This window comes from Rhizobium sp. BK181 (assembly GCF_014193305.1).
Lineage (GTDB): Bacteria > Pseudomonadota > Alphaproteobacteria > Rhizobiales > Rhizobiaceae > Rhizobium.
The window spans coordinates 288,894-303,517 of sequence record NZ_JACHZA010000001.1; the positions used below are offsets into that span (position 1 = coordinate 288,894).

Annotated in this window: 19 protein-coding genes; 4 read left to right on the forward strand and 15 right to left on the reverse strand. The window is 60.6% G+C overall.

Annotated features, from left to right (window positions below; genetic code table 11):
• The first annotated feature begins 244 nt into the window (after positions 1-244).
• Together FHT77_RS01450 and FHT77_RS01455 are read left to right on the forward strand one after the other, a co-directional pair.
• Positions 245-733, forward strand: a complete 489-nt coding sequence (locus tag FHT77_RS01450; RefSeq protein WP_183751874.1) for a DUF5330 domain-containing protein — start codon at positions 245-247, stop codon at positions 731-733.
• A gap of 205 nt (positions 734-938) precedes the next feature.
• Positions 939-1,361: a SufE family protein gene (locus FHT77_RS01455; protein ID WP_183751876.1), complete on the forward strand. Its 423-nt coding sequence runs from the start codon at positions 939-941 to the stop codon at positions 1,359-1,361.
• A 116-nt stretch (positions 1,362-1,477) separates the two neighbouring features.
• Here FHT77_RS01455 and FHT77_RS01460 read toward each other — a convergent pair whose 3' ends face one another.
• From FHT77_RS01460 to FHT77_RS01505, 10 genes are all read right to left on the reverse strand, one after another.
• Positions 1,478-2,242 carry a DUF6456 domain-containing protein gene (locus FHT77_RS01460; RefSeq protein ID WP_183751877.1) on the reverse strand — a complete coding sequence of 255 codons (765 nt, stop codon included), beginning with the start codon at positions 2,240-2,242 and terminating at the stop codon, positions 1,478-1,480.
• Positions 2,235-2,663, reverse strand: coding sequence for a helix-turn-helix domain-containing protein (locus tag FHT77_RS01465; RefSeq protein ID WP_183751879.1), 429 nt, complete (start codon positions 2,661-2,663; stop codon positions 2,235-2,237). The genes FHT77_RS01460 and FHT77_RS01465 overlap by 8 nt, the downstream gene beginning before the upstream one ends.
• Before the next feature lie 217 nt (positions 2,664-2,880).
• Complete coding sequence (locus FHT77_RS01470; RefSeq protein ID WP_016553260.1) at positions 2,881-3,312, reverse strand: MucR family transcriptional regulator; 432 nt, start codon at positions 3,310-3,312, stop codon at positions 2,881-2,883.
• Between the two features lie 443 nt (positions 3,313-3,755).
• Positions 3,756-4,088: a monovalent cation/H(+) antiporter subunit G gene (gene mnhG, locus FHT77_RS01475; RefSeq protein ID WP_183751881.1), complete on the reverse strand. Its 333-nt coding sequence runs from the start codon at positions 4,086-4,088 to the stop codon at positions 3,756-3,758.
• Positions 4,085-4,462, reverse strand: a complete 378-nt coding sequence (locus FHT77_RS01480; RefSeq protein ID WP_183751883.1) for a cation:proton antiporter — start codon at positions 4,460-4,462, stop codon at positions 4,085-4,087. The genes mnhG and FHT77_RS01480 overlap by 4 nt, the downstream gene beginning before the upstream one ends.
• Positions 4,459-4,932 carry a Na+/H+ antiporter subunit E gene (locus tag FHT77_RS01485; protein WP_183751885.1) on the reverse strand — a complete coding sequence of 158 codons (474 nt, stop codon included), beginning with the start codon at positions 4,930-4,932 and terminating at the stop codon, positions 4,459-4,461. The genes FHT77_RS01480 and FHT77_RS01485 overlap by 4 nt, the downstream gene beginning before the upstream one ends.
• The gene (locus tag FHT77_RS01490; RefSeq protein ID WP_183751887.1) at positions 4,929-6,485 is read right to left on the reverse strand and encodes a Na+/H+ antiporter subunit D; all 1,557 of its coding nucleotides are present in this window, start codon (positions 6,483-6,485) and stop codon (positions 4,929-4,931) included. Before FHT77_RS01490 ends, FHT77_RS01485 begins: the two co-directional genes overlap by 4 nt.
• A complete protein-coding gene (locus tag FHT77_RS01495; protein ID WP_112660994.1) occupies positions 6,486-6,863 on the reverse strand; it encodes a Na+/H+ antiporter subunit C in 378 nt (125 codons plus the stop codon). It abuts the gene before it with no gap.
• A complete protein-coding gene (locus FHT77_RS01500) occupies positions 6,863-7,282 on the reverse strand; it encodes a Na+/H+ antiporter subunit B (protein WP_113574883.1) in 420 nt (139 codons plus the stop codon). The genes FHT77_RS01495 and FHT77_RS01500 overlap by 1 nt, the downstream gene beginning before the upstream one ends.
• Positions 7,279-9,657, reverse strand: coding sequence for a putative monovalent cation/H+ antiporter subunit A (locus FHT77_RS01505; protein WP_183751889.1), 2,379 nt, complete (start codon positions 9,655-9,657; stop codon positions 7,279-7,281). The genes FHT77_RS01500 and FHT77_RS01505 overlap by 4 nt, the downstream gene beginning before the upstream one ends.
• Positions 9,658-10,043: 386 nt before the next feature.
• Between FHT77_RS01505 and msrB the strand changes: the two genes are divergently transcribed.
• Entirely contained in the window at positions 10,044-10,454 is a 411-nt protein-coding gene (gene msrB / locus FHT77_RS01510; RefSeq protein WP_183753827.1) for a peptide-methionine (R)-S-oxide reductase MsrB, read from the forward strand.
• A 35-nt stretch (positions 10,455-10,489) separates the two neighbouring features.
• Here msrB and FHT77_RS01515 read toward each other — a convergent pair whose 3' ends face one another.
• The 5 genes from FHT77_RS01515 to FHT77_RS01535 all read right to left on the reverse strand — a co-directional run bounded on the left by FHT77_RS01515 (position 10,490) and on the right by FHT77_RS01535 (position 13,257).
• Positions 10,490-10,984 carry an AAA family ATPase gene (locus FHT77_RS01515; RefSeq protein WP_183751891.1) on the reverse strand — a complete coding sequence of 165 codons (495 nt, stop codon included), beginning with the start codon at positions 10,982-10,984 and terminating at the stop codon, positions 10,490-10,492.
• Positions 10,981-11,487, reverse strand: a complete 507-nt coding sequence (locus FHT77_RS01520; protein WP_183751893.1) for a GNAT family N-acetyltransferase — start codon at positions 11,485-11,487, stop codon at positions 10,981-10,983. Before FHT77_RS01520 ends, FHT77_RS01515 begins: the two co-directional genes overlap by 4 nt.
• A 142-nt stretch (positions 11,488-11,629) precedes the next feature.
• Positions 11,630-12,298 (reverse strand): PAQR family membrane homeostasis protein TrhA, encoded by a 669-nt coding sequence (gene trhA, locus FHT77_RS01525; RefSeq protein WP_183751895.1) that lies wholly within the window; start codon positions 12,296-12,298, stop codon positions 11,630-11,632.
• Between the two features lie 188 nt (positions 12,299-12,486).
• Entirely contained in the window at positions 12,487-12,804 is a 318-nt protein-coding gene (locus tag FHT77_RS01530) for a TraR/DksA family transcriptional regulator (RefSeq protein ID WP_016553248.1), read from the reverse strand.
• A 36-nt stretch (positions 12,805-12,840) separates the two neighbouring features.
• Positions 12,841-13,257: a universal stress protein gene (locus FHT77_RS01535; RefSeq protein ID WP_183751897.1), complete on the reverse strand. Its 417-nt coding sequence runs from the start codon at positions 13,255-13,257 to the stop codon at positions 12,841-12,843.
• A 290-nt stretch (positions 13,258-13,547) separates the two neighbouring features.
• On the opposite strand from FHT77_RS01535, the gene FHT77_RS01540 reads away from it, so the two are divergent.
• Entirely contained in the window at positions 13,548-14,408 is an 861-nt protein-coding gene (locus FHT77_RS01540; RefSeq protein ID WP_183751899.1) for a VOC family protein, read from the forward strand.
• Positions 14,409-14,624: the final 216 nt, after the last annotated feature.

A 14,624-nucleotide genomic window follows, 5' to 3' on the forward strand; every position in this document is an offset into this window, starting at 1 on the left:
AGGTTCGCCGCAAGGTTTGCCTGTAATTACAGGAGAAGGCCTGCCACATGCTTAACGATGGTCGCTACAATTTGACTGAAATGCGGTGCAAATCCCGTTCATTAAAATTCGAACTAAATTTGCCGCAAATACCGACAAGTTTCGAAAACTGGCATTCGCAACTCTGCTCTAAGGTCAAAGCACACCGGAAGACCGGACCGATTCGGCAGCAAGACCGAACGGGGAAACAGGATGGGCAACGACGATGTGGTTTCTGATCAAAGGATCATTCTGGTTCGGACTTGTGCTCGTGCTCTTGTCGTTCTTCAGCGGCGAAAGCCCGACCAGCTCGCAACCGAAATTGCAGTTTTCCGACGCCTTTGTCGCTGCGACTGGCGCCTATGACTACGTGACCGGCATGTGCGGCGAGAAGCCGGAGGTCTGCGTCAAGGGTGCTGAGACAATGGCCGCGCTCGGTCAGCGGGCCCGTGAAGGCGCCCGTGTTGCCTACGAACTCCTCGACAGCCGCTTTGGCGACGACACGACCTCCAAGTCTGCTGTCGCTGCGAACGCCCCGGTCGCTCCTGTCGCAGCACTGGCGCCGTCGCATACGGAAGCGCAGGTGCAGGAACGGACGGCAGCGCTGAACCAGCCGATGCCTTACCGCCCGCCGCTTGACGATGCCGATGAAGGCCTTTCCGACACCGTGACCACAGGCACGATTCCGCTGCCGACACCGCGCCCGGCCACCTGAGAATTTCGCGGGATTTCCCGCAACCGAGCTTGCACCGGCGATCCGCGAAGCTGCGGAAAGTCCCGTGCCTGACGTGCCTGCCCTGTTTATTTTCAGCTTTTGCTGCGCCGCGAGGATGCCCATCCTTCGCGGCGTTTCTTTTTAATGGTTCAAATCTGGCCGCGTTTCACCTATATGAAATCCTGATAACGAAAGGCCAGAATACATGACGTCCCTCGAGCAGATCCTCGAAGATTTCTCCTTCCTCGACGATTGGGAAGACCGCTATCGCTATGTGATCGAGCTCGGCAAGGCGCTTCCCGACCTTCCCGACGACAAAAAGACGTCGGCCAACAAGGTGATGGGCTGTGCCAGCCAAGTCTGGCTCGTTACGCACACCGATGGGGACCCTGACAATCCCCTCATGACCTTCGAGGGAGATTCCGACGCGCATATCGTGCGCGGGCTGGTGGCGATCGTGCTGGCGACCTATTCCGGCAAAACCGCCTCCGAGATCGCCGCGCTCGACGCTTTCGACGTGTTCTCGAAGATCGGCCTTGTCGAGCACCTTTCCTCGCAGCGCGCCAACGGCCTGCGCTCGATGGTCAACCGCATCCGCGAGGAAGCGCGCGTGCGCGCGGTGGCTTAAAGCATGTCTCCCGAAAGTGGTCACCGGTTTCGGGATAAAGACATGCGAGAAACAACTGGCTGAAGCGCATGAGCGAATCCGAAAGATCGCGACGCGCTTTAGCTGCGACCTCCTCATCACGAATAGAGTTCGGGTCGATATCCCTCGGCACCCCAATGCTCCACGCGGGCCCGGCGTGCGGGCATGGGCGGGTTGTAGTGCCGTGAGAGCACCATCAGCGCGGTGCGCAGCATCAGTTTGGCGGAGCGTGCCGGCCACTGACGCTCTCGCTCCACAGTCTCCAACCCCTTCATGAAGCAGCAGACATCGAGTGCCACTCCGGCAAGCTCCGGTCCCATGGCCTCGAGCGCACGATTGACCGCGACCCGCGCGGCAATTGCACTGTCGGTCAGATCAGCCATGCCGCCACGCTCTCCTTTCGCGCGGCTTGCGTGGTGCGGTTCCCAGGAAGCGGTGACCCGCGGCTGCAACTGACCGCGCGTAAAATCCGCAAGCAGCCGCTCGCCGGCGGCGAGTGCCGCCGCCGACAGGAAAGGCCCGCCGGTCTTTTCCTTCAACCGCGCAAGGCCCGATAGCGGCGATTCCTCCCGATTGATCCGTACTGGCTGCCGCCGTCCGTCGCCGACCTCTGCCACGGCATGGTCGATTGCGCCGTGTTGTTCGATGAAGGAGCGCGCGGCGGGGGCGAGGCAAATCCAACCGCCCGTCCGGCTAACGAGCCCTGCCGACACCGCCGCAGCCAAAAGGGATTGAGACACGACGTGAAGCGCGCCATCGCCCAAATGCAGCGACAGGGCCGAGCCCTCGCATGCCTGCTCACGGGCCTCGCCACGCGCGAGGAACCTCAAAAGCTTCACCATGGCCTTATGCGCATCACTCATTTCCAAACACTCCATGCGATCGGAAAACAGAAACGACCGTCCGTTCGACAACAGCGACGAATTCGTCGAACGCCGGATCATCACGACGATCCTCGACCACGTGGCAGGCATGACCGACCGTCGTGCGGTCGCGTCCGAAGGCTTTCGCGATCTCGCAAAGGGGGATCTGAAGGGCGACGTGGCAAACATACATGGCGATCTGCCTGATATGGCAGAGCGTGCGGCGGCGATCCCGACGCATCTGGATGCGATGGCTGGCAAGCATGACCATCTCGGTGGTGAGCTGTGCGCAGATGCGGCAGACAATACGGACCGGCACCGTTGCGGGAGGGGGAACGAAACCGGAAGCGCTTTGACTTGTTATCGCCTCGGGGAAGGACGGCGCAGAAGCGCCCGGCAAAGTGAAATTGGCAATCGGCATATGAACACTCCCATAAAATAGGAATTAATTCATACACCTTACACGGCAACGAGAACGAACAAAAGCGTTATCGCGCAACTTTCTGTTGATCTTCCTCGTCGATTTCCTTAAGAGGCGGAAATGAATAGGATTATTTTCCACACTCATTCCCATCCCAAAAGCACAAAAGCCGGGCTTCCGCCCGGCTCTACAGGATTAAATCAATCCTTGGCAACGATCAGACGCGGCCGCGCTTGCGGCGCTGGCCGAGCCCCATTTCCTTTGCGAGGCGCGAACGCGCTTCAGCATAAGCTGGAGCTACCATCGGGTAATCGACAGGAAGTTCCCACTTTTCGCGGTACTCTTCGGGCGACAGGCTATGGTGGGTCATCAGGTGACGCTTCAGCGACTTGAAGTTGCCGCCGCATTCCAGGCAGGTGATCTGCTCATCCTGAACAGACTTACGCACCGATACCGCCGGCTTCTGCTTTTCGACAATGGCCGTTGCAGGTGTTGGCGCCGACGTATTGCTCAGTGCTGAATGCACATCCGAGATCAGGTTAGCCAGATCGCCAACTGGGACCACATGATTGCTGACATAGGCGGCAACAATATCTGCGGTAAGCTCCACCAGCAATTCCGGCCCGCTACCGGCTGCAGTATCCGTCATAATACGTTTCTCCTGTTTCAATGCTCCAAAGGTCCAAGCCTCGTCAGCCAAGACCGTCATCGTAGAGCCAACAGCAAAAAACTCAGGCTACGGCTACCTGTTTCGAAAAACTGAAATCCACCCCTAGATTCCTGAGGCCGAAACCCGTTTCTTATACTGCCCGATTTCGAATTAGTACGTTGTCACGCAGGCTACTTCCTCAATTAAACAGTGAAATGCAAAGCCAACGAGGAAATAAGCAACGTGATTCTAATTCAATATCAGAACTCTACTTGGACATCCAAATATCACCGTTTTGCGAAAACGCCAATTATTATTTCGTATATATCTACCGAAAAATGCCCAACTCGCAAGAATTGTCTGCACAAGACCCAAACATTAACCATTAAGAAATCTGCAAAAGGGTGCAAAAATCAACTTAAAATACTGAATCGGAAGCGCTCTCATCTTTCAACTAGATCATCACGCACCGATTGAGGCCCAAGACGGTACCCTGTTTGATGTGCTGCCTTCGCCAGAAGATGTGCGGCGACCGGTGCCGTTAACAGAAAAAAGACGAAACCGGCCAGCGCTCGCGCAAAGACTGCAACCTCGCCCGAGGCGATCCCCGCAGCAACGAGCAGCATGCCGGAACCGACCGTTCCCGCCTTGGAAGCGGCATGCATCCGCGTATAGAGGTCGGGCAGGCGCACGATACCGAGAGCGGCGACAAGTGCGAAAGAGGAGCCGGCAAGCAGCAGGAATGTGACGGCAAGAGCTACCGTATAGTCCATCATGCCCTACCCTTTCTTCCGTTCGCGCGGCTGCGTTTGGCTGCCACTTGGGGCTTTTTCGGGGCACGTACCGTTTTTTCGCTGTGCCGTTCTGCAACAGTGCCGCGAGACATCACGAAACGCGCAAAGGCGACCGTCGCCAGAAAGCCGACCAGACCTAGCGAGATGGCGATGTCGATGTAGAGGCTGAAACCGGTCTTGACCGCCAATACAGCGATGAAGCCGATCGCCGTGCCCGAGAGCGTGTCGAGAGCCAGGATCCGATCGGGCAGTGTCGGGCCGGCAACGACCCGCCAGCCCGCCAGCAGAAAGGCGACGCCGAGGATGATGAGGGCGATCGCGGCGGCGGTAGAAACGATGGCAGCAGGGGAAATCATCGGAACGCCTCCAGGATCCGCCGCTCAAAGCCGTTGGCGATGTCGCGCTTGGTTCCCTCCGGATCTGAGCAGTCCAGCGCGTGGACGTATAGCGTCTTGCGGTCGTCTGACACATCGACGGACAGCGTACCCGGCGTCAGCGTAATCATGTTGGCGAGAAGCGTGATCTCGAAATCGCGGTCGACGGTGAGCGGAAAGGCAAAAATGCCAGGCTGCAGCCGCATAGTGGGCGTCAGCACCGTAGCGGCGACCTTCAACGCCGAGATCGCCAGTTCCTTCAGAAACAGCAGGCCAAGGAGCACGATCGACCGTGAGCGGCGAAGATACCCCCGGCTGCCGTAGGGTTCACGGACGACGGACAGGCATAGTGCGGCCACAACAAATCCGAACAGGAGATTGTGCGGCGAGGCACTGCCGGTGACGGTAGCCCAGGCGATGGCCAAAAGGACGTTCAACAGCAGGGCAATCATGGCATCCCTCCGTCAGGGAAGACCGATTGCAGATAGGACGTCGGGTCAATGAGGCCGGTCGCTGCGGCCTGTGCCATCTCCAACAACTGCTCGGGCAGAATGCCGAAAGCGACGACAAGAGCGGTCAGGATGATGAGCGGCAGTCCCGTTTGCCAGCGGATGGAGGCTGCAGCCGGCGGTGCCGTTACCGGTCGCCAGTAGGCGAGCAGGAAGACGCGTCCGAATACGACCGTCAGCAGGAAGCCGCCGATCAGGATCGCGGCGGCCAGCCACCAGGCGCCGACGTCGATCGATGCTCTGACCAAAATCACCTTCGGCCAGAAGCCGGAAAAGGGCGGCAATCCACACGTGGCGACGAAGAGGATGAAAGAGATCGCGGCAAAGCCGTTGCTGCGACGGTAGAGGCCACCGAGCCCGGCCAGCGAGAAACTGCCGGCAAGGGCGGCCGCCTGCCCGGCGAGAAGGTACAGCGCCGTCATCAGCACCATCGAATGCAGCGCGTAAAAAATCGCGCCGGACAGGCCGCCGGGCGTGCCTAGCGCTATGCCGACCAGCATGTTGCCAATGCCCGAGATCACGACATAGCCGAGGAGCTTGCGGATATCGTCCTGCGCCAGCGCCCCAAGCGCGCCGACGACAATGGTCGCCGCCCCGGTTGCCGCAATCAGCAGGCTCAATTGTTCGCGCTCGATCGGCAGCAGCATGACCATGATGCGAATGAGGGCGTAGACACCAACCTTGGTCATCAGACCGGCAAACAGTGCCGACACGACGATGCGCGGGGTATGATAGGAGGCCGGCAGCCAGAAATTGACGGGAAAGGCAGCGGCCTTCATGGCAAAGGCCAGCAGCAAGAGGGCCGACAGGGTCATCAGCGGCGCGGTGTCGCGCACACTCTCCACCTTGCCAGCGATATCGGCCATGTTGAGCGTGCCGAAGACAGCGTAGACGATGCCGACCGAGATCAGGAACAGCGTCGTGCCGATCAGGTTCAGCACCGCATATTTCATGGCTCCATCGATCTGCCCGCGCTCGGAGCCGAGGATCAACATGCCGAAGGACGAAATGAGAAGCACCTCGAACCAGACATAGAGGTTGAAGAGGTCGCCTGTCAGGAACGCTCCGGAAACGCCTGCCATCAGAAGCAAAAGGAAGGGGAAGAAACCGTATCGGCGGCCGCTTTCGGTCACGTCCTTCAGTGCGAAGAGGCCGCCGGCAAGCGCGGCGATGGCAGCGGCCAGGGCCATCAGAGCGCCGAAGAGATCGACCGTGAAGGCGATGCCGAACGGCGGAAGCCAACGCCCCATGACCATGGTCAGCGGACCATGCGCGACGACCTTTGCCAACAGCGCGGCATCCAGCAGGACCAGAACGGCGAGGCCCGGAATGGCGACCTGCGCCTGCAGCCGCAGCGAACCGCGCATCATCAGCAGCGCGGCGCCGAGTGTAATACAGAGCACCACGGGTGCAATGACGAGCCAGTTGGCGAGCGGCAATGGTGCCGTGACCATCACAGCCGAGAGATCGGTGATCGTGCTTACCGGAGCCGCCATCTAGTACCCCATCGGCGGCAGCGGTGGATCGACGGGTTCGGCGACACGCATTTCGTCGGTGTTGTCGGTGCCGATGTCCTGATAGGCGCGATAGGTCAGCACCAGCAGGAAGGCGAGGAAGGAAAACGAGATGACGATCGCCGTCAGGATCAGGGCCTGCGGCAGTGGGTTGGCGGCGCCGTCCGGGAGCGTATCGAGGTTCGCCGGAATGATCGGCGGCACCTCGCGCGTCAGCCGCCCTGCGGTAAACAGCAACAGGTTCACCGCGTTGCCGAGGACGGCGATGCCGAGCATGATCCGGATCGAGAATTTCGACAGCATCAGATAGATCGCGGCAGCGAAGAACAGGCCGACGAGGATCGCAAACAGCGGTTCCATCACTCGACCTCCCTTTCCTCAAGTGCCAGCGCGATCGAGGTAATGGCGCCGACGACGACCAGATAGACCCCGATATCGAACAGCATGACGGTCGAGAGCGGCACTTCGACACCTGCTATTTCAGGATAGATCCAAAGCCCGGTCATGAACGGCACTGCAAAGACGATCGACAGCAGGCCGGCGCAAGTCGCCATAAGAAGACCGGCGCCCGATATCGACAGTGGGTGGAAGACGATGGCACGGCGCACGGCGCCGACGCCGCGGGCAATGCCGAAGATCGCCAGCGCCGAGGCGGCAATCAACCCGCCGATGAAGCCGCCGCCCGGCTCGTTGTGGCCGCGCAGCAGGACGAAGACGGAAAAGAGCAGCATCAGGGCTGTCAGCACCGGCGCGATCGTACGGAAGATCAGCGTGTTCATGGGCGCTCGACTCCGAGAGCCTCAGGAGCATCAGGATCGTTTTCGGCAAGCTTGCGCTCGGTCTGCGCGCGGATGCGAATGAGGGCGAGGATCGCAAGGCCGGTGATGGCAACAACGGCGATCTCGCCCAGAGTGTCGGTACCGCGGAAATCGACGATGATGACGTTCACGACGTTGGCGCCATGAGCGATGGTCTTCGAGTGGGTGTTGAAGAACTCGGTCAGCGCATTGTTGAACGGCGCCTGCGTGGCTTTCATCAGGAGCAGCGCGAAGCCGGAGCCGCAGGCAATCGCGATGCAGCCGTCGAATATCTTCTGGCCAAGCGGCCTCCGGTCGGTCGGCGACAATTGAAGGCGGGTCATGACCAGCGCCAGGATGACGACCGATAGCGTCTCCACCATGAACTGCGTGAAAGACAGGTCGGGCGCGCCAAACAGCAGGAATATGATGGCGACGGAGAAGCCCTGGATGCCGAGCGAGACGATCGCTGTCAGCCGGTCGCGCGCGATGACAACGCTCAACAGACCACAGACGGCGAGCAGGAAAATCGCCCATTCGTGGATCTGGACCTTACGCGGCCAGACGGGCAGCGCCGGCATTTCGCCGTAGGTCCATAGCGGAACGAGCAGGATCGCGGCGAGGCAGAGGAAGGTGCAGGTGATGTAGAGTTCAAGTCGTCCGGGCTGAACGAAGCGTGTTACGCGAACCGACAGTCTGATCAGGCCGATGATAAAAGCGTCAAACCCGCGATCCGGTCCCGGCCCGAGCTTTCGCAGTACTGTCGCCATGAGCAGACGCGCCTGGTCTATCCGCCAATAGACAAGAGTGCCGAGCGCGATCGTGAGAACAGACAGAAGCAACGGCACACCGACATGCGGGATCAGGGAAATCTCGATCACGCTCGCCGTTCCGCGAACGGCGGATGCCGTCGGAGACGAGATGTAGTGGTGCGCAGTTGCGGCGAACACCGCCGCCATCAGGCCCAACAGCGCCAGCACGACGGAGCCGACCCACAGCAACGGCGGTGCCTCGTGCGGATGTTTGGGCGTTGCAAGGACCGGCCCGAGGAACGGCTTCAGCGCCACGGCGAAGCCGATCGCAAACATCAGCGTATTGCCGGTTACCGCAACCACGGTAAAGACGATCGACCGTGGGTCCGTATGTGCCAGGGCGGCATAGATTTCCTCCTTGGCGAGGAAGCCGAAGAACGGCGGCAGACCGCCCATGGAGATCGCCGCGGCAAGTGCAGCCGCAAAGGTCAGCGGCATCGCCGTCCGCAAGCCGCGCAGCTTTGTGATGTCGCGCGTGCCGGTTTCATGGTCGATGATGCCAGCAACCATGAACAGCGCGCCCTTGAAGAGCGAATGCGCCACGAGGTAGAGCGCCGCGGCCTCGACGGCATAGGGCGCGCCGAAGCCGGTCAGCAGCACAAGCAGCCCGAGCGAGGAAACGGTGGTATAGGCAAGTTGCAGCTTAAGATCGGTCTGGCGGATCGCAAGCAGCGTACCGACGATCAAGGTCACGCCGCCGAAGAGCGGCAGCAAGGTCTCCCAGGCCGATGTCCCGCCCATGACGGGATTGAGCCGCATCAGGAGATAGACGCCCGCCTTCACCATCGTTGCCGAATGCAGGTAGGCGGAGACCGGCGTCGGCGCCTCCATCGCGTTGGGCAGCCAGAAATGAAACGGAAACTGCGCCGATTTGGTGAACGCGCCGCCGAGAACAAGGATCAGGATCGCCAGATAGTATGGATTGGCGCGCAAGAGATCGCCGGACTGCAGCAGCGTCGACAGGTCGGTCGCGTTTGTCGTGCTCCAGATCAGGAGCAGGCCGGCCAGCAGCAGAAGGCCGCCACCGCCGGTGACCACGAGCGCCTGCAATGCGGCACGACGGGCGGCCTCGCGCTCATGGTCGAACCCGATCAAGAGGAACGACGTGATCGACGTCAGTTCCCAGAAGATGAAGAGCATCAGCAGGCTGTCCGAGACGACGAGGCCGAGCATGGCGCCCATGAACAGGAAGATAAACGAGAAGAAACGCCCCTGATCCGGGTGCCCCTTGAGGTATCCGCCGGCGTAAAGGACGATCAGCGTGCCGATCCCGGTGATCAGCAGCGCGAAAGTCAGCGAAAGACCGTCGAGCAGCCAGGAAAAGCGGAGGTCAAAGCTTGGCACCCAGGCATAGCCGCCTGTTATCACCTCGCCGCCCGCGATGACCGGCAACAGGCTGGCGAAGTGCGCAAAGGCGAGCAACGGCGCAAGCGCCAATAGCCAGGCGGCGTTTGCACCAAAGGCGCGGACGGCAAAGGGAGCGAGGACTGCGCCGAGAAGTGGCAGACACAAGGCCGCAAATGTCAAAGCCGTGACACCGGCCATGTGCCCTCCCCTGCTGGCAACGCTTCGTGGAGCCGGCAAACGCCGGAAGTCCCGTCAGGTGTACGAGAACAGCGGCGCGGTCACAAGTCTTGTTCGACCTAGAGCAGCCGCCAGCGGTGGATACTCACAGGGAACCGCTCATCCGTGTCCATAGACATCGCTTGCAGCGTCCTCGAGGCATTTCTTGAAGCGATTTCACGCTGGGGGCACAGGACGCTTTAGGCCTTCGCGCACGACCGGCCCTCTTAAAAGCAACAAAGGGATTGCCGTTTCGCTAGGCCGGGTGCCGCTTTACCGTGATCCGCATCCCCTTGATCCAGCCGGCATTCCGCACCACATTGCTGGCGAAAAACCATGCCGTCCCCCAGGCGCGAAAGGATCAAACCATGGCCGATACGACAATCGCCAAAGTTCACAAGACCGACGCGGAATGGAAGGAACAGCTGACGCCCGAGCAATACCGGATCACCCGGCAGCACGGTACCGAACGTGCCTTCACCGGGCCCTATTGGGATTCGTTCGAAACCGGGCTCTATCGCTGCGTCGGTTGCAATTCACCGCTGTTCCGCTCCGATACGAAATTTGACGCCGGTTGCGGCTGGCCAAGCTATTTCGAGGCGGTCTCGCCCGACGCTGTAACCGAACATCGCGACACGACCTACGGGATGGTCCGCACGGAAATCCGCTGCGGCACCTGCGATGCCCATCTGGGCCACGTCTTTCCCGACGGCCCGCCGCCGACCGGCCTGCGGTACTGCATCAACGGCCACGCGATGGTGTTCGAGCCGGACAAATAAGGCGCAGGCCCGAGGGTCTGCCTCCACTGATCCTCCTAGAAGCGTTCGACGACCGCGCGGACGCTTTCATCTAGCGACAGGCGCGATGTATCCAATATCGCGCATTTTTTCGCCAAGGCCTCGCGGCGGAGGAAGGTCGCCCAGATCATCATTTCGGCGTTGGCAAGCTCCGGCTGCCGGCGCTCGACTGACAGGCGATGCGTTCGTGTTTCGTCATCGCAATCGATAAGCAGGGGCAAATAGGCAATGCCCGTTGCCGTCGCCGCCTCTTCCAGAAATGCAAGGCGCATCTGGCCTTCGAGCAGTTGATTGCGGCCGGCGTGCTGTGCCTCCGCGAGGCTCTCAAACCACTTGAAGGTCATGGCCCGCTGCCAGCCCGCCGGCGAGCCGTAGTCGGCCGTCATCCGGGAGAGCGGGGGGACGCCGATGTCATCAAAATGGTAGACGTCGATCTCACCCCGGTCGGCGACCGCCTTGGAGATCGCCGTTTTGCCCGATCCGGAAGCGCCTGTGAGAACGATGAGGCTCACTTCGTGACCCTAAGCTCCATGCAGGTCAGATCCAGCCAGCGGCCGAACTTCGTGCCCACCTCCAAAAAGGTTCCGGCAACGCGGAATCCCAGCTTTTCATGCAGCTTGATGGAAGCGGCGTTCTCAGCCTCGATGCCGGCGATCATCACGTGGATGTTGGCCCCGGCCGCCCGCTCGATCAGCGCCCGCATCAGCATTTCGCCGATGCCGGCACCGCGGCAATCCTTGTCGACGTAGACCGAGTGCTCGACCGTGTGGCGGTAGCCGTCGAAGGTCCGCCAATCGCCATAGGAGGCATAGCCTGCGACCTTGCCATCCCTCTCCGCTACGATGACCGGAAAGCCTCTTGCCTTGCGCGCCTTGAACCACTCGACGCGGTTGTCAAGGTCAACCAGCGTCTCGTTCCAGATCGCCGTCGTGTGCTCGACGGCGTGATTGTAGATATCGCGGATGACAGGGAGATCGGCTTCGGTGGCGTCGCGCACGAGAACGGCGTCGGTCATATCAGGTCCAGTTTCAGTTCGGTTCCGCCAAGCGGCATACGCCCCGCAATCGGCGTTGTAAACCGACGAAATCGTGCGACCGAAACCATCCCTCCCGACCGGAGTGAGGCGCCGCTGTCAGGGGAAACCCGTTGATATTGGCTCAGAGCCCGGCGTTCGCCATGCTGAAGCAGGTAAGCACGGCCGAATAGTGCACGGCCGCCGCGGCCACCACGAAACCGTGCCAGATGGCGTTCTGGAAGCGCAGCTTTTCCCAGACGTGAAAGATAACGCCGAGAGAGTAGATAACACCACCAACGACGATCAGCAGCATCGATACGAACGGGATACGCTCGGCCACCGGTCCGGCCACGAAGATGCCGCTCCACCCCATCCCGAGATAAAGCAGGATGGTAAGCTTGTCGAAACGACCGGGAAAGGCGCATTTCAGGAGGATGCCAAGCGCCGCGGTCACCCAGATCCCGATCAGCATCCCGAACAGAAGCGGACTATCGGCGCCGCGCTCCAGGAAAGGAGTGTAGGTGGCGGCAATCAGGATGAAAATCGACGAATGATCGAGGCGGCGAAGGTACCATTTGGTGCGTGAAACAGGCCAGGCATTGTAGGAGAACGAGATACCGATGGTCAGAACAAGTCCGACGCTGTAGATCCACGCGGCGGCGAGTTCGCCATGGGAACTCCAGACCGTGGCGTAAAAGATCAGAACGGTTGCACCGATAAGCGCGAACGCCAAGCCGACACCGTGAACGACGCCGTCGGCGATCAGTTCGTACTTGTCGTAGGCCCAGCGGATGCCGTTGAACTCTGCCATGCCGGGAACCCCTCACCTCTCCACCAGATCGTCGCACTGAACCGGTCTCCGGGCAACACAACAGCGATGGCACGCCGTTAAATCTTCGTGAGCTTCCGACGCCTTCCGGTTTCAATGCGGAGATATACAGACGCGAAGCAAAAAGGTAGTCCCAAAGACGGCCATCCCTTGACGATGCGGCAGACAAATCAGCTCATGCAATCCTCGCAAAGAGGGGCGTACGGCACCGCGCCGAGACGCTGTTTGGAAATCGGCTCGCCGCAGCGAACGCAGATGCCATACGTGCCTTTCGCGATCCGATCGAGGGCGGCGCCGATGGCGCGCAGCTCTTCCTGGCCGGCCTGCCCAAGCCCTTCCAGCACTTCGTCGTTCTCGCTCTCGGTCGCGCGGTCGTCGCTGTCCTGCTCCTTGGTGCGTCCGAGATCGACGTCGATGCGGGTCAGCCGCGATTCGAGCTCGCGCTGGCGGTCGCGTAGGATCGTCTCGTAGGTCTGCGTGTCAGTCATGGAAATTCCTCCATCGGTCCTGTGCCATCTTTCTCCTTAGCGCTGCCTGTCGACCAGCACAGAGCATTTGGCATGCCTGACGACACGGTCGGCGGTGGCGCCGATGAAGTAGTTGCTGAAGTCGGGGATATGCGAAGCGACGATGATGAGATCCGCATCATGCGCTTCTGCGGCGGCGAGGATGCTGTGCGCCGGGCGGCCATGACCGATTTCGATGGATGCAGGTATGCCGCTGGTGCGGATCAACATGCCAAGCTTTTCCTCGGCATCATCGATCGCGTTCTGGATCAGTTCAGCGGGCAAATCGATCGCGACATAGGTGGGAACGTCCTCGACGACGTTGAGCAAAACGATCTCGCCGCCCGTATCAAGGAGCGTGGATGCCTTGCGGAAAGCCCGCTCGCCACTGTCCAACGCGCCTATTTCGATCGGAACGATGATTTTCTTATACATTCAGGCCCTCCAGAATAACCGTTTTCAACGGCCACATCCTCTCAGGAGATAAATAAGGCGCTTTGATCAAGATCAAGATCGCCGCGGATTTCGTCAACAATCGTCGAACGCTGAATCGCCAAAATAAGGACTTCTGTGAACAATTGGAATCCGCCATATAGAATTCAAGTACAGCGACCAGGGGACTTCTGAGGCAAATGGACCGGCGCAAATTCCTTGGTTTCGCTACGGGCGGCGCTCTTGCCGCCACCGCCGGTACGCCTCGCCCATCCACGGCAGGAGATAGACACATGACCACTGAAACGTCCTACGCCCTGACACGCCCTGCCTATGTCGACCAATCGCATCTCGTCGTCACCGACCTGCCGCTGGTTTCCAGCTTCTATCAGTCCATGCTCGGCCTTGATGTCACCGAGAAGAGTGCCAGCGGCGAGGTCCTTGGCGTCAACGGCACGCCGCTTCTGACGCTGACGACGGGCAAGGATGTCCGCGTCGCGCCCCGCAATGCCGCGGGCCTCTTCCATACGGCCTTCCTGATGCCCAGCCGCACCGAGCTTGCCCGCTGGCTACGCCACGCTGCACACCACAACGTCGTCCTGGAAGGCGCATCCGATCACCTCGTCAGCGAGGCAATCTACCTCTCCGACCCCGAGGGCAACGGCATCGAGATCTATGCCGACCGACCGCACGACATGTGGAAGTTCCACCCGGATGGCCAAGTGGAAATGGCGACGCATCGACTGGATTTGCAGGCGCTTTACAACAGCGCGCCCGATGATGCCTGGAACGGCATGGCTGACGGCACCGCTATCGGCCATATCCACCTGCAGGTCGGCGACATTCCGGAGGCAGACGCCTTCTACCGGGATGTGCTCGGGCTGAAGCTGATGGCGCGTTATCCCGGCGCCAGCTTCTTTGCGACGGGCGACTATCACCACCACGTCGCTGCCAACATCTGGAACAGTCGTGGCGCTGCAACCCGCGCCGACGGCATGACCGGGCTTTCCGACTACACGCTTCGCTTCAATGACAAGGCTTCGCTCGACAAGGCCGTCGCAAAGCTCGACGAACTCGAGATCAAGAGCGAGAAGCGCAATGGCGGGACCTTCCTGCACGATCCCTGGGGCATCGGTCTGACACTGTCAGCCTGACGCACGAACGGCAGCTGGAATTAAGCCGACCGACAGGGCCGCAACGGAGCCCGCCGCAAGCGATCCGAAAAGCGGCCCTGCCTCCCCGCCGAACATCCCCCCAAGATGCAAAAAAGATGCGGCGATATCGGAGCAAGGCCAAGGGCTGCCCTACGGAACCTCAATCGCCTCTTGTGCGTTGTTTGCGCGAAGCATCAGGGCTTCCGGGGGATCGTA

What these genes read in the sequence shown, in the direction of transcription:
- FHT77_RS01450 (WP_183751874.1), top strand. Translation starts at nt 245, where the DNA reads ATGTGGTTTCTGATCAAAGGATCATTCTGGTTCGGACTTGTGCTCGTG.
- FHT77_RS01455 (WP_183751876.1), top strand. Translation starts at nt 939, where the DNA reads ATGACGTCCCTCGAGCAGATCCTCGAAGATTTCTCCTTCCTCGACGAT.
- FHT77_RS01460 (WP_183751877.1), bottom strand. Translation starts at nt 2,242, where the DNA reads ATGAGTGATGCGCATAAGGCCATGGTGAAGCTTTTGAGGTTCCTCGCG.
- FHT77_RS01465 (WP_183751879.1), bottom strand. Translation starts at nt 2,663, where the DNA reads ATGCCGATTGCCAATTTCACTTTGCCGGGCGCTTCTGCGCCGTCCTTC.
- FHT77_RS01470 (WP_016553260.1), bottom strand. Translation starts at nt 3,312, where the DNA reads ATGACGGATACTGCAGCCGGTAGCGGGCCGGAATTGCTGGTGGAGCTT.
- mnhG (WP_183751881.1), bottom strand. Translation starts at nt 4,088, where the DNA reads ATGATGGACTATACGGTAGCTCTTGCCGTCACATTCCTGCTGCTTGCC.
- FHT77_RS01480 (WP_183751883.1), bottom strand. Translation starts at nt 4,462, where the DNA reads ATGATTTCCCCTGCTGCCATCGTTTCTACCGCCGCCGCGATCGCCCTC.
- FHT77_RS01485 (WP_183751885.1), bottom strand. Translation starts at nt 4,932, where the DNA reads ATGATTGCCCTGCTGTTGAACGTCCTTTTGGCCATCGCCTGGGCTACC.
- FHT77_RS01490 (WP_183751887.1), bottom strand. Translation starts at nt 6,485, where the DNA reads ATGGCGGCTCCGGTAAGCACGATCACCGATCTCTCGGCTGTGATGGTC.
- FHT77_RS01495 (WP_112660994.1), bottom strand. Translation starts at nt 6,863, where the DNA reads ATGGAACCGCTGTTTGCGATCCTCGTCGGCCTGTTCTTCGCTGCCGCG.
- FHT77_RS01500 (WP_113574883.1), bottom strand. Translation starts at nt 7,282, where the DNA reads ATGAACACGCTGATCTTCCGTACGATCGCGCCGGTGCTGACAGCCCTG.
- FHT77_RS01505 (WP_183751889.1), bottom strand. Translation starts at nt 9,657, where the DNA reads ATGGCCGGTGTCACGGCTTTGACATTTGCGGCCTTGTGTCTGCCACTT.
- msrB (WP_183753827.1), top strand. Translation starts at nt 10,044, where the DNA reads ATGGCCGATACGACAATCGCCAAAGTTCACAAGACCGACGCGGAATGG.
- FHT77_RS01520 (WP_183751893.1), bottom strand. Translation starts at nt 11,487, where the DNA reads ATGACCGACGCCGTTCTCGTGCGCGACGCCACCGAAGCCGATCTCCCT.
- trhA (WP_183751895.1), bottom strand. Translation starts at nt 12,298, where the DNA reads ATGGCAGAGTTCAACGGCATCCGCTGGGCCTACGACAAGTACGAACTG.
- FHT77_RS01530 (WP_016553248.1), bottom strand. Translation starts at nt 12,804, where the DNA reads ATGACTGACACGCAGACCTACGAGACGATCCTACGCGACCGCCAGCGC.
- FHT77_RS01535 (WP_183751897.1), bottom strand. Translation starts at nt 13,257, where the DNA reads ATGTATAAGAAAATCATCGTTCCGATCGAAATAGGCGCGTTGGACAGT.
- FHT77_RS01540 (WP_183751899.1), top strand. Translation starts at nt 13,548, where the DNA reads ATGACCACTGAAACGTCCTACGCCCTGACACGCCCTGCCTATGTCGAC.